Here is a 13549-nt window from a genome sequence, read left to right on the forward strand (position 1 = left end):
TTATTCTACTAATTCGTTTTGACTATCAGCTTGTTCTTTTTGTTGCATTCGGCATTCATGGTCAATGCGCAGCAGCATTGATACCGCCACAGACATAACAATTAAACTCGAACCACCATAACTGATTAGCGGTAGGGTTAGACCTTTGGTCGGAACGATGCCAGATGCAGCACCTACGTTAACAAGCGTCTGAAACGCAAACCAAATACCAATACCAAAAGCCAGATAGCCGCTGAACACTTGATCGTGTTCAAAGGCTTTTTTACCTATCAGAATGGCTTTTAACACCAAGCTGAAGATCAACATTAATACTAAGGTAACACCGACAAAGCCAAGCTCTTCAGCCAACACTGCAAATACAAAATCGGTATGCGCTTCTGGTAAGTATTCGAGTTTTTGAATCGAGTTACCAAGCCCTTGCCCCATCCAATCACCACGGCCAAACGCCATCAATGACTGAGTTAACTGGTAACCACTGCCGAACGGGTCGTTCCAAGGTTCCCAGAATGAGGTAACACGTCGAACACGATAAGGTTCTATAACAATCAAACCGACGACCGCGGCAATACCTGCCACCATCAAGGCGATAAACTGTGAAAGCTTGGCACCAGCAATGAATAGCATGCCGAACAGGGTCACTAGCATTACGACCACAGTACCTAAATCGGGCTGGCCTAGCAGCAGCACGGCAAAAGCGCCGAATACCATGATCGGTTTACCAAAACCACCGAAGAAGGTTTTTCTCACTTCATCTTGCTTCCGAACCAAGTAGCCCGCCATAAAAATAAACAGCGATAACTTGGCGACTTCAGCGGGTTGTAAGTTAAATAGCCCTAATGGGATCCAACGCGATGCGCCGTTAACCGACTTACCGACGGCTAATACCACAATCAGCAAGAAGAAGGACAAGCCCAGTAGATACATACTGTATTGAAACCAGCGTTGCATCGGGATTTGCAATATGACGCTAGAGACACCTAACGCCAATACAAGGAAGATGGCATGACGGAACATAAAGTGAAACGGCTGATCGGTTAAACGAGCACTGATGGGGAACGAAGCAGACGTCACCATCACCAAACCTGTCAGCATTAGCCCAAGAGCAATCCACACCAATTGACGATCGTAAAGCGCCTCGGGAGTAGCACGGTTTAGCCACTGCCAGATGGATTGATTAATCTCTTTGACTCTTTGCACTGAATGTTAGTCCTTCAACACGTTAAGCATACTCATGAGCAAGCTCAGTGAACGCATCACCTCTTGCCATGAAATTATTAAATTGATCGAAGCTTGCGCACGCCGGAGACAGCATCACCATATCTCCAGCCACCAGCTGTGGCGAGATAGATTCGATTATCTGCTGCATGGTATCGAACTTTTGTGCCGATGGGTGCAGAGGCATGAATTGATCTGCATCTTCACCGAAACAACACAGCTGAACACGCTCAAGTTGCGCCAATACTGGTTCAAGCTCACTAAAGTCAGCACCTTTACCAACGCCGCCAACCAAAAGATATAACGTACCTTGATACTCCAACCCAGACAGGGCTGCCAATGTGCTGGCTACATTCGTTGCTTTGGAGTCATTAACCCATTTGATTTCGCGCTTGTCAGCCACGACTTGGCAACGATGCGTCAAACCGTTATAGGCCTTCAAAGCATCAAGACTTTTGCTGTAGTCGATACCAACTTGCTTCAATAGTGCAAGTGAGACTAACGCATTCGCCACATTGTGACGTCCAACCAATGTTAAATCTTGGGTAGCAAGGACAGGTTTACCGTGATCGACCAACCACTCAGTACTATCAATCGTTGATACACCAAACTCTTGGTTATCTAGGCCAAAAGTCAACAATGGCATTGTCTGGTCAGGGTAAGTCTCTTTGTCTTCACGATTAACAGTCGCACACTGCGCGTTATTAAAGATTCTTAACTTGGCCTCACGGTAATCAGCCATGCCTTGATAGCGATCCATATGATCTTCAGACAGATTTAAGAATGCCGCAGCGGCAAGTTTTAAATTCGATGTGGTTTCTAACTGGAAGCTTGAAAGCTCAAGCACATATAAATCTGCATCAAGCTCAAGAAGGTCTAAAGCCGGAATACCAATATTGCCACCGACACCAACGTTAAGGCCAGCCGCTTTAGCAAGTACGCCTGTCAAATCCGTCACGGTACTCTTGCCGTTTGAACCAGTAATCGCCACGACAGGTTTATTCACCGCCCAGCCAAACAACTCAATGTCACCGACAACAGGCGTACCTGCTTGAAGCACATCTTGAATTTCAGGGGTTGCTAAGGCGATACCTGGGTTAGCTACCACCAAATCAGCTTCCGCTAACCATTGGCTATTCCAGCTTCCAGAATGCAGCTCTACCGACTCAGGCAAAGATTCCTTTCCTGGTGGTAGCTCTCGCGTATCAATCACCTTCACATGAGTATGAGGCTGATATTTTACGAGATGTTTAACGACAGAGAGCCCAGTAATACCGAGCCCCACAACCACTACATTTTGAATATTTTGCCAACGTTCCATTTAAACAAGATGCTCTTAATAGTTTTAAAGAGCCCCTACTCAGAGGCTCACATAGGATTAACGAACTTTCAGTGTCGCTAGGCCAACCAGTACTAATACCATTGAGATTATCCAAAAACGCACGATAACACGCGGCTCTGGCCAACCTTTAAGTTCATAGTGGTGGTGAATCGGTGCCATGCGGAAAATACGCTGACCACGCAATTTGTAAGAGCCCACCTGCAGAATCACTGACAGAGTCTCCATTACAAACACACCACCCATGATCACTAGTACCAACTCTTGACGAACGAGTACCGCAATCACACCTAACGCACCACCCAGTGCTAGAGAGCCAACATCGCCCATGAATACTTGTGCTGGGTAAGTGTTAAACCATAGGAAGCCAAGGCCTGCACCAACGATAGCAGTACATACCACCACCAGTTCAGAGGTGTATGGGATGTATGGAATGTGTAGGTATGCTGCAAAGTTAACGTTACCTGTCGCCCAAGCGATAACAGCAAAACCCGCAGCAACCATAACCGTTGGCATAATCGCCAAGCCATCTAGGCCATCAGTTAGGTTTACCGCGTTACTGGTACCCACAATAACAAAGTAAGTTAGAACAATGTACAGTAAACCAAGTTGTGGCATCACATCTTTAAAGAAAGGCACCACTAATTGTGTCGCAGCAGTGTCTTGCCCATGAGCATACAGAGCAAACGCCACAACCAATGCAATAGCCGATTGCCAGAAGTACTTCCAACGCGCAATCAAGCCATCAGTGTTCTTACGAACGACTTTACGATAATCATCAACAAAACCAACTGCACCGTAACCGCCTAGCACGGCAAGTACGGCCCAAACGTAAGGGTTTGATAAGTCAGCCCAAAGTAAGACCGTAATGATGATCGCAGCAAGGATCATCACACCACCCATGGTTGGTGTACCACGCTTACTGAAGTGAGACTCTGGGCCGTCATTACGAACAACTTGGCCAATTTGCAGCATTTGCAGACGCTCAATTAAACGAGGTCCCATCCACAGCGACAGACATAAAGCCGTCAAAATGCTCGCGATTGCACGAAACGATAAGTATTCGAACAAACGGAAAAAAGAAAAGTGTGGCTGTAGTAGCTCTGCAAGCCAAATTATCATGAAAAGTTCTCCTTTAAAGCAGCGGCTATTTTACTCATTCCTGCACTATTGGCGCCTTTTACCAACAAGGTATGTGGCGCGTTTTCTGGCAAGCTCAAGTGCTGCTCTATGTGCGCGATCATCGCTTCATGCGTTGCAAAGTGAGTGCCGTTACACACTTCACTAATCACCTTGGTATCATCACCGTAAGTGAGTACATGCTCAAAAGCGAATGGGGCAGCATATTCACCGACTTGACGGTGAAGTGCAAGGCTTTCATCGCCTAACTCAGCCATATTGCCTAAAATCAACCAACGCTGACCTTTGAAGCTCGACAACAATTTAGCTGCAGCCTTCATTGCCGGTACACTGGCGTTGTAACTGTCATCTATCAGCTTGATATTCTGACTTAATTGTTGAACCTCAACTCGGCCTTTAACTGAGATGAGATTCGCTAAACCGCTTTTAATTTCTGCAAGCGTGGCACCGAATTGAATGCTCAGTGCTGCTGCGGCTAATGCGTTGGCTACATTGTGCTGACCAATAATGCCAAGTTCGACATCGATAGCACCTTGCGGGGTCTGCATATCAAAGCAAGCTTCACCCTGCTCGTTGATGCGAATATTCGTCGAAAAGTAATCCGCCGTGTCATCACTTTCAGAAAAGGTCAGTACGTTTTTGTCTGCAAGCACATCTTTCCAGAAGTCACCACCATTGCTCTCTAGGTTAACAATAGCAGTATCACCAGCAGCAAGCCCCTGAAAAATTTCGCCTTTCGCTTGTTTAACACCATCAATTGAGCCAAAGCCCTCTAGATGCGCGGCAGCAACGTTATTCACTAAGGCCACCTGTGGTTTCACAAGCTGCGTGGTATAGGCAATTTCACCAATGTGGTTCGCGCCCAGTTCTATCACGGCATAGTCGTCATTGGGTTCACTGCGCAGCAAGGTTAGTGGTACTCCAATATCATTATTGAAGTTACCCGCTGTAAACAGCACTTTGCCACGTTGTTGTAGAATACTCGCGACCATCTCTTTGACGGTCGTTTTGCCACAGCTTCCTGTTATCGCCATGGTTGGCACGTTACATTGTTTGTGGATCCAAGCACTTAGCTGACCTAAAGCAAGTTTAGTGTCTTCAACAACAACTTGAGTAATATTTAGGTCAAGTTTTCGTTGAACTAATAACGCACTCGCATTGGCCTCAACAGCCTGACCACAAAAATCATGCGCATCAAAACGTTCACCTACGAGAGCAACAAACAGTGCACCTTCTTCAACGGTGCGAGTATCAGTAGAAACCGCATTGATCAAACTATTGCTCGATTTGCCAGCCTCTATCAGCTGACCACTGACCACGGAGCAGATCTGCTCGAGTGATACATCAATCATTATGAAATACCTAAAAGTTGTAGTGCTGACTCTCGATCCGAATAGTGGATCGTTTTGTCTTTTAATACTTGGTAATCCTCATGGCCTTTACCAGCCAGAAGAATAATGTCGTTATTACCCGCCTGCTCTAGAGCAAACTTAACCGCCTGAAAGCGATCGTGTTCAACAAAGGCGACTTCAGGCTCACTTAAACCTGCCAGCATGTCTTTAACAATCAATGCCGGGTCTTCACTGCGAGGGTTGTCATCTGAAATAATAATGTTATCGGCGAACTGCTCTGCGGTAACCGCCATCATAGGGCGCTTGCCTGTATCTCGATCACCACCGCAGCCAAAGATTGCCCATAGCTTTCCAGAGCAATGTACACGTAGTGCTGCCAATGCTTTCTCTAATGCGTCAGGTGTATGCGCGTAGTCGACAACCACTTTCGCTTTGTTTGGTACTTGGAACAATTCCATGCGACCAATAACAGGTTGCAATTGAGGTGCTGTGTCGATCAAGGTTTGCTTGTCGATGCCTAGTACAAGTAGGGTCGCGAAAGCAACCAATACATTTGATGCGTTGAACTGGCCAATTAAAGGAACAGACAGTTGTCCCTGCCCCCAGCTACCATCAAAAGCGAGTTTGATACCCGTCTCTGCATAAGCAACATCCGATGCCCATACTGACTGCTGGTAGCCCGATAACGGAAGCAATGACACAGCTACTGCATTGGACAGATCAGCCATCCAAGCTTTACCGACTTCATCATCAACATTAATCACAGCGTGCTTACACTTATGCTGAGTAAACAAGCTCTTCTTAGCCAGAGCGTACTCTTGCATCGTGCCGTGGTAATCCAAGTGGTCACGGCTCAAGTTAGTAAATACACCAGCCTCAAAATCCAATGCCTTAACTCGGCCTTGAACCAAACCATGAGACGAGATTTCCATCGCGGTATAAACAGCGTTTTCTTCAGCCAACTCACTCAGCGTACGTTGTATTTCAATCGCACTACCGGTCGTATTCGCCGCCGTTTTAAGGTTGTCTAGAAAACCGTTACCCGTGGTGCCCATTACCGCAGAGCGTTGGCCGACTAAATCTAGCCACTGAGCAATCAATTGGGTGATAGTGGTTTTGCCATTGGTGCCGGTAACACCAATCAGCTTAGTCGCCTGAGACGAGTAAACACGACCGGCCAACTCAGATAACACCAAGTTAAGGTCTTTAATGTAAACAACCGGAACAGCATCCAACCACTCAATCAGACCATGGGCCTTTTCAGCATCAGCTTGTGCGATAACGGCATTGGCTCCATGTGAGACCGCTTTGTCAATGAAACGACGGCCATCAACAGCATGCCCAACTACAGCAACAAAAATATCGCCGTCTTTGATGGCACGACTATCCAACTCCAACTGTTCAACGGCAATCGCATCCAGCTCAGGTGAACTAAAGTCACCCCAAGGAGAAAGTAAAGATGACAGCGTGAGGCTATTACTCATATTGAATCCTGATTGGCTCTATTCTTGAAACTTGTTTTCATCAGCAGGGACATTCAGAATTTGCAGTGCGCCCTTCATGATTTCAGAAAAAACAGGGGCTGCGACCGAGCCACCATAGTAGAGGTCACCTTGAGGTTCATTGATCATCACAACCAAAGAGACTCTTGGGTCACTCACTGGAGCAACACCTGCGGTATAGGCGAAGTACTCGTCTCCATAACCACCGGAAATCGCTTTTCTAGATGTACCTGTTTTTGCTGCTACTCGGTAACCCGGCACGGCAGCTCTTGTCGCTGTACCGCCCTTTTGGGTTACGCCTTCTAGCATGTTCAAAACCAACTCAGCATTTTCGCGCTTGATGATCTGTTTTGAGAAATCTTGGTCGTTGCTTTTAACGATATGGATAGGTTCGTAAACACCGTGATTCGCTAACGTCGCATAGGCATGAGCCAATTGCAGCGGAGTAATCGCTAGACCATAACCAAAGGATAAGGTAGCGATTTCAAACTTAGACCAGCGTCGACGGTTCGGGAAAATACCCGCGGTCTCACCGACTAGATTCAGCCCAGACATCTCGCCAAGACCAACAGAACTGTACATGCCCAGTAGCGCTTCAAGTGGCATATCCAGTGCTAACTTCGCCACACCGATGTTACTCGACTTCTTAAGGATTAACGCCAAGTCTGCCTTACCAACTTTGGAAGTATCACGTACACGGCTACCACCGATTTGCATGATGCCGTTACCCGTATCAATTACAGTATCAGCATCCGCGGTACCATTTTCGAGAGCGGCAAGAACAACAAACGGCTTAACCGTCGAACCTGGCTCAAAAGCATCGGTGATCACGCGGTTACGCATCTTAAAGCTTTGTAAATCAGCACGATTGTTTGGGTTGTAAGACGGTGCGTTAACCATGGCCAAAACCGCACCCGTTTTTACGTCTAATAAGATGGCAGATCCAGACGTCGCCTTGTGATCGGCTACCGCCTGTTTAATCGCTCGATAAGCGATGGCTTGTAAGCGCTGATCGATGGTCAATTCGAGTGGTTTACCTTCTTCACGCTCTTCTAGTGCAATGTTTTCAACTACTCGCCCGTAACGGTCTTTACGGATTGTACGTTTACCTGCTTCACCCGTGAGCCACTTATCGTAGCTGCGCTCGACACCTTCTAGGCCGTGTCCATCAATTCCGGTCACACCAATAAGATGCGCGCTGACTTCACCGGCTGGGTAATAACGACGTGATTCTGCTTTAAGACCAATACCCACCAGCTTTAAGTCGCGGATGTATTTCGCCATTGCTGGGCTAACTTGTCTTTGTAGGTAGATAAAACGACGAGATTTGTCGCTGGAGATCTTGTTGATCATCGATTGTCGATCTAAGCCAAGTACATCAGCTAGCGCATACCAACGATCAATTTGGGCCATGCCATTTTTATCGAAGATGGTTTTCGGGTCAGCCCATACCGCCTCAACAGGCACACTAACGGCAAGTGGTTCGCCATTGCGGTCTGAAATAATACCGCGGGCAGAAGGAATAGCCTTAACACGTACAGAACGAAGGTCGCCCTGACGAATTAAGTTATCTGGTTCAATGACTTGGATGTAAGCCACACGACCTACTAGTACAGAAAAGGCAACCAACACGAAAGCAATAACGACGTTGAAACGCCATTTAATCAGAATTGGATCCGAGTCCTTTTCGCTCTTCACTCGCTCTTTCGTTGGTTTCTTAACGGCTTTCGCGGGGGCTTTTTCCTTTTTTCCGGTCATTTCAGTGTGATCACAACTTCTTTGTCGGAGTCTGGACGTTTCATGTCTAGCTCTCGTTTTGCCGATGCTTGAACGCGGCTATGTTCAGCCAGAGCCGTCTCTTCAAGCATTAAATTTCGCCATTCATTATCAAGCTGTTCACGCTCACTCAATGCCATGTCTTTTTGCGTGATTGCCTGACGTGACATGTGTGTCGTGAGAACGACCCCCATCGCGCTCGCGAAGATACAGATAAGCAGCACCAATGGGACTTTACCCACGGAGATCAAATCAAAAAATATTATCTTGGCTAAGTTAGGTTTGGAGGTCTTCATTGACTATAGCTTTTCTGCGATTCGTAATACTGAGCTACGCGAACGAGTATTCTCATCCACTTCATCTTTAGAAGGCTTGATCGCTTTACCAACAGGCTTAAGATCAGCACTGCCTAGCGCTTTGATCTGCTCTTCTGTTAGTGGCAGGCCATATGGTACTTGCGGACCTTGGCTCTCTTTACGGATAAAGCGCTTCACCATGCGGTCTTCAAGAGAGTGAAAGCTAATAACAGACAAACGGCCTTGAGGAGCAAGAATGCTTGCTGCGCCTTTCAGGGCTGTATCGATCTCTTCAAGTTCACTGTTGATGTAGATACGGAAGGCTTGGAAAGCACGTGTTGCTGGGTGCTTTTTCTCTTTGAAGCTTTTTGGAGCTACATCCGAGATAAGCTTAGCCAACTGACCGGTACGCGTTAGTGGTTCGTTCTCTTCATTCTCTTGATAAGCAATGATGCCTTTCGCGATACGACGAGCGTGTTTGTCTTCACCGAACTCACGAATAACCCATGTGATGTCATCAAGATCGGCTTCAACTAACCACTGAGAGACAGGAATACCGGTTGTTGGGTCCATACGCATATCAAGCGGACCGTCTTTCATGAAGCTAAAGCCACGCTCAGCGTCATCTAGCTGTGGTGAAGAAACACCTAGATCCAGTAACACACCATCCACTTGACCGACTAAGTCATAACGCTCTGCATATTCAGCCATACCTGAGAACGGGCCGTGAATAATCGTAAAACGAGGGTCATCAATCTTTTGCGCTTCTGCAATCGCTTGTGGATCGCGGTCAATACTAAAGAGTCGTCCATTCTCGCCCAGTTTAGACAGGATTGTACGGCTGTGACCACCACGGCCAAAAGTACCATCGATGTAGGTACCGTCAGGTTTGATCGCAAGTCCGTCAATAGATTCGTTAAGCAATACTGAAATATGTTTGAATGCTTCTGTCATAGTCTTCTCAGTGAGTGGATTGAGCCATTAGTTCGGCAATAATTTGTTCTATTAACGTTTTAGTGTACTGATTTCACGCCGTATCTCCACCATATTGTGTATAGGCTTTGGGAATTTTTGACCCAAGCTCATATCAGGGTGAAGGATTCTAAGGAAATCTAAATAATTTACGTCAATATAAAGCAAAAAACCCATCACTACCGTTAAGTAATGATGGGTTCTTTATATAGGTGGAGTTGACACATACGCCGGGTTCTGTTCCGCTTGCGCGGCGGTAACCATTCGTCTAGGCCTGCAATCGCTCACAGGCTCAAGCAATCTACCCGCCCCCATACGCGAGCAACGCAATGTGAGGGCCTATTTGATCTTGCTCCGGGTGGAGTTTACCTTGCTACGAACTGTTGCCAGTCGCACGGTGCGCTCTTACCGCACCCTTTCAGCCTTACCTGTGCCCCTTCCGAAGAAATGAGGCCATCGGCGGTCTTCTCTCTGCTGCACTTGTCGTGGGCTCGCGCCCCCCAGACGTTATCTGGCACCCTGCTCTATGGAGCCCGGACGTTCCTCCCCTCTACCAGTCTCCCGAAGGACTTCAACGTCAGTTTCCCGAAGGACCTCAACGTCAGTCTCCCGAAGGACATCAGCAAAGCAGCGATTACCCGTTCAACTCCGAGGGCGGATTGTATAGAGATTAGGGTGCAGTGTCTAGCGAGATCACAAATATGGTGCAAACCTCTAAGCAACTGCGTGATTTTTACACAATTCAGACAAAAAAAGAGGAATGACGGCAATACCATCACTCCTCACAAGCTTTTCAATACAAGTTAGCTACTCTATAAAGAGGTTTCTAGTTGTCTAGATGCTCTAGGCCCCATTTGTATAAAGCGTTCTTTTTCAGATTGTAGATTTCTGCCGTCATCGCCGCCGCTTTTTTAAGAGGCAGCTCTTTGGTTAGAATGCCTAGTGTGCGAGTCGCTTCGTCTGGCAATTCTGTGCTCGCTTCTTCACGGTGACCGTGAATCAGTAACACCATCTCACCACGTTTACGGTTCGCGTCTTCTTCAATCCACTCAATAAGTTCACCCAGTGGCAGACCTTGGATGGTTTCGAAGGTTTTGGTTAGCTCACGCGCCAATACAACTTCACGGTCAGGGCCAAGAATCTCAAGCATATCTTGTAGAGAATCTGAAATACGGTGCGGTGATTCATAGAAGATGCAAGTGCGCTCTGCTTTTGCGATCTCTAAGAACTTGTCTTTACGACCTTTGCTCTTTGGCGGTAAGAAGCCTTCAAAGCTGAAACGATCTGACGGTAAACCAGAAGCACTTAACGCGGTAATCACAGCACAAGCACCAGGAAGTGGCACAACTCTCACACCCGCTTGACGACATTGTGAGACAAGATGGTAACCTGGGTCACTAATTAAAGGAGTACCCGCATCAGAGACTAATGCGATAGACTGACCTTCTAATAACCTTTCGACTAGAACTTGCGCTTTAGTTTGTTCATTATGATCATGTAAAGCGAACGTTCTGGTTGATATATTGAAGTGAGCAAGCAGCTTACCCGTGTGGCGTGTGTCTTCGGCTGCAATAACATCGACACTTGATAAAATTTCAATTGCTCTTTGAGTGATATCTCCCAAATTTCCGATTGGGGTTGGCACAATGTAGAGAGTTGGGCTCTCTGTGAGCAAGGTTTTGTTATCTGTCATTTGTTTACCATCACTTCAACGATTAATATAGATACAAATTTATACGGAATTTAAAGAACTCATGGCAACGATGAACCATAAGAGACTCAGTGTACCACGCTTACTAACCCCAATTGCATTAGCAATTACATTGGCGGCTTGTTCTTCAGGTCCTCAAGCACCAACGAGCGTTGATATTACACTAGATCCAGCGCAATCAACTGAAAGTTACATGATGCAGGCGGATAGTAGCAAAGGAAGTCTACAAAACGACTGGTTAATCATGGCGCTTAAATCTTCTGTGCAAGTTGGAAAAACCGATCAAGCAACACTGCTTATCAAACGCTTGGCTAAACAAGAGCTGAGTGAAGTTCAACAGGCAGAATGGCAATTGGCTCGCGCTCAGCTGTTAGTCAATAACTCACAGCCGGATCAAGCTTATAGCCAACTGAACTTTCAGCCTTGGTGGAAACTGCCTAACGAACAGTGGAAAGATTATCACGAGCTACGCGCGAACATTTCAGAGATGAAGAGTGAGTATTTCGAGGCAAGCCGTGAGTTAGTGCTCTATTCAGAGTACTTAGACGCTGACGAAGAGCTTCAACAGCAAACTGCCGACCGTATTTGGCAGAATCTGAATAGCTACTCTCAATACGAGATTCTAGAACTGAAAACATCGCCGACAGAAGATGTGCTTTCTGGTTGGTTACAACTGGCTATCTACATGAAGACGCTGAACTCGAATCTTCCAAACCTACAGGAAACCTTATCTGATTGGTTAGCCGAGAATCCTCAGCACCCAGCTGCTACTTACACACCTCAAGCGATCACCGATATATTAGCGTTAGAAATCAGCAAGCCAACCAGCACAGCACTGTTGCTGCCGCTAACGGGTAAGTACGGTAAGCAAGCACAACTCGTACGTGATGGCTTCATCTTTGCGATGATGAACGACAAAGAACGCGAAGAAGATGCAACGCTGACAGTAATGGATACCAACGTACAAAGTGCAGCTGAGATTAAAGCGACACTGGAAGAGAACAACGTTGATTTCATTGTGGGTCCGCTAATTAAGAGCAACATCACTAAGCTTCAGCAAGCGCAGAAAAACCACGAGAATTCGATTCCAGCTTTAGCTCTGAACATTCCAACGCAACTAGAACCTGATACCAATATTTGCTATCTCGCTCTATCGCCTGAACAAGAGGTCGCTCAAGCAGCGAAGCACCTTTTTGCTCAAGGCTACAAGTACCCGCTTATCCTTGCGCCAAGAGGACGTTTAGGTGAGCGTGTTGAGCAAGCGTTTAAAGAAGAGTGGAAAAAATACAGCAGCAACGATGTGGCTATCAGCTTGTTCTCTGACAAACGCCAACTGCAACGTAATGTGAATCAGGTATTTGGCTTGCAAGAGAGCCAACAACGTATCGCTCAAATGGATGGGTTACTGAACCTAGACCTAGAAACAGAGCCACGCAGCCGTCGTGATATCGATTCTGTCTACATTGTGGCTAAGAACTCAGAGCTAACGCTAATCAAACCCTTCATTGAAGTTGCAATTAACCCTGATGCTAGCCAGCCCGCTCTTTTCTCAAACTCACGCAGCAACAGCGGTGATAAGCAGTATGAAGACCTAACCGGCGTGTTCTACAGCGACATCCCACTATTGGTTGAGAACAAAAACGAGCTTAATAAAGAGCTAAACGACCTATGGCCTGCACACTCAAACGGCCAAAAGCGTCTGCAAGCACTGGGAATGGATGCATACTACCTAATGGATGCACTGCCACAGATGAAAGCCGTACAGGGTTACAGCATTCCAGGTGAAACGGGTGTGCTAACCATCGATAACAACTGTGTGGTTCAACGTGAAATCAGCTGGGCAGAGCATGGGGCTTTTTAGCCGAAAGTTCCTATCCAAACCAACCATCACCCACAAACAAGTGGGTGATAAATACGAGGCCGTGGCAAAATCTTATCTGATTAACCACGGTTTATCGTTAATAGAAGAAAACTTCATAGCAAAATGTGGCGAGATTGATCTTATAATGCGCCATAACAATACGGTTGTGTTTGCTGAGGTAAAATACCGCAAGCAAACCCGCTACGGACATGCCGCTGAAATGGTGACTGCCAAGAAGTCACAGAAACTGCTCAAAACAGCCAATGTTTGGCTTATGCAGCAAGGCTTGTCGGTGCACTCTACAGATTTCAGGTTTGATATTGTTGCCATTGAAGGGCCGAATGACACTATCGACTGGATTCAAAACGCGATTACCCAAGGATAA

At 46.6% G+C, this 13549-nt stretch carries 11 protein-coding genes and 1 other RNA gene; 2 read left to right on the forward strand and 10 right to left on the reverse strand.

All coding sequences use genetic code 11. The annotated features are described in order from the left end of the window. The 10 genes from ftsW to rsmI all read right to left on the reverse strand — a co-directional run bounded on the left by ftsW (position 1) and on the right by rsmI (position 11285). On the reverse strand, positions 1–1197 hold the full coding sequence (gene ftsW / locus AB4371_RS08735) for a cell division protein FtsW (RefSeq protein ID WP_065584711.1): 1197 nt from the start codon (positions 1195–1197) through the stop codon (positions 1–3). 22 nt (positions 1198–1219) lie between these two features. Next, the gene (murD, locus tag AB4371_RS08740) at positions 1220–2536 is read right to left on the reverse strand and encodes a UDP-N-acetylmuramoyl-L-alanine--D-glutamate ligase (protein WP_372149463.1); all 1317 of its coding nucleotides are present in this window, start codon (positions 2534–2536) and stop codon (positions 1220–1222) included. 57 nt (positions 2537–2593) lie between these two features. Further along, positions 2594–3676, reverse strand: a complete 1083-nt coding sequence (mraY, locus tag AB4371_RS08745) for a phospho-N-acetylmuramoyl-pentapeptide-transferase (RefSeq protein WP_372149465.1) — start codon at positions 3674–3676, stop codon at positions 2594–2596. After that, positions 3673–5046 carry a UDP-N-acetylmuramoyl-tripeptide--D-alanyl-D-alanine ligase gene (gene murF, locus AB4371_RS08750; protein WP_372083351.1) on the reverse strand — a complete coding sequence of 458 codons (1374 nt, stop codon included), beginning with the start codon at positions 5044–5046 and terminating at the stop codon, positions 3673–3675. Before murF ends, mraY begins: the two co-directional genes overlap by 4 nt. Then, a complete protein-coding gene (gene murE, locus AB4371_RS08755; protein WP_372149467.1) occupies positions 5046–6530 on the reverse strand; it encodes a UDP-N-acetylmuramoyl-L-alanyl-D-glutamate--2,6-diaminopimelate ligase in 1485 nt (494 codons plus the stop codon). Before murE ends, murF begins: the two co-directional genes overlap by 1 nt. Positions 6531–6548: 18 nt before the next feature. After that, on the reverse strand, positions 6549–8306 hold the full coding sequence (locus AB4371_RS08760; protein ID WP_008223684.1) for a peptidoglycan glycosyltransferase FtsI: 1758 nt from the start codon (positions 8304–8306) through the stop codon (positions 6549–6551). Further along, the gene (gene ftsL / locus AB4371_RS08765; protein ID WP_017062901.1) at positions 8303–8620 is read right to left on the reverse strand and encodes a cell division protein FtsL; all 318 of its coding nucleotides are present in this window, start codon (positions 8618–8620) and stop codon (positions 8303–8305) included. The genes AB4371_RS08760 and ftsL overlap by 4 nt, the downstream gene beginning before the upstream one ends. A gap of 3 nt (positions 8621–8623) precedes the next feature. After that, positions 8624–9574, reverse strand: a complete 951-nt coding sequence (gene rsmH, locus AB4371_RS08770) for a 16S rRNA (cytosine(1402)-N(4))-methyltransferase RsmH (protein WP_372149469.1) — start codon at positions 9572–9574, stop codon at positions 8624–8626. A gap of 228 nt (positions 9575–9802) precedes the next feature. After that, positions 9803–10242, reverse strand: an RNA gene (rnpB, locus tag AB4371_RS08775) — RNase P RNA component class A. A gap of 176 nt (positions 10243–10418) precedes the next feature. Next, positions 10419–11285: a 16S rRNA (cytidine(1402)-2'-O)-methyltransferase gene (gene rsmI, locus AB4371_RS08780; RefSeq protein WP_019824587.1), complete on the reverse strand. Its 867-nt coding sequence runs from the start codon at positions 11283–11285 to the stop codon at positions 10419–10421. 61 nt (positions 11286–11346) lie between these two features. On the opposite strand from rsmI, the gene AB4371_RS08785 reads away from it, so the two are divergent. Further along, a complete protein-coding gene (locus AB4371_RS08785) occupies positions 11347–13164 on the forward strand; it encodes a penicillin-binding protein activator (protein ID WP_372149471.1) in 1818 nt (605 codons plus the stop codon). Continuing rightward, positions 13151–13549, forward strand: a complete 399-nt coding sequence (locus tag AB4371_RS08790) for a YraN family protein (RefSeq protein WP_017059277.1) — start codon at positions 13151–13153, stop codon at positions 13547–13549. Before AB4371_RS08785 ends, AB4371_RS08790 begins: the two co-directional genes overlap by 14 nt.

This window comes from Vibrio sp. 10N.261.51.A3 (assembly GCF_041471965.1).
GTDB lineage: Bacteria > Pseudomonadota > Gammaproteobacteria > Enterobacterales > Vibrionaceae > Vibrio > Vibrio crassostreae_C.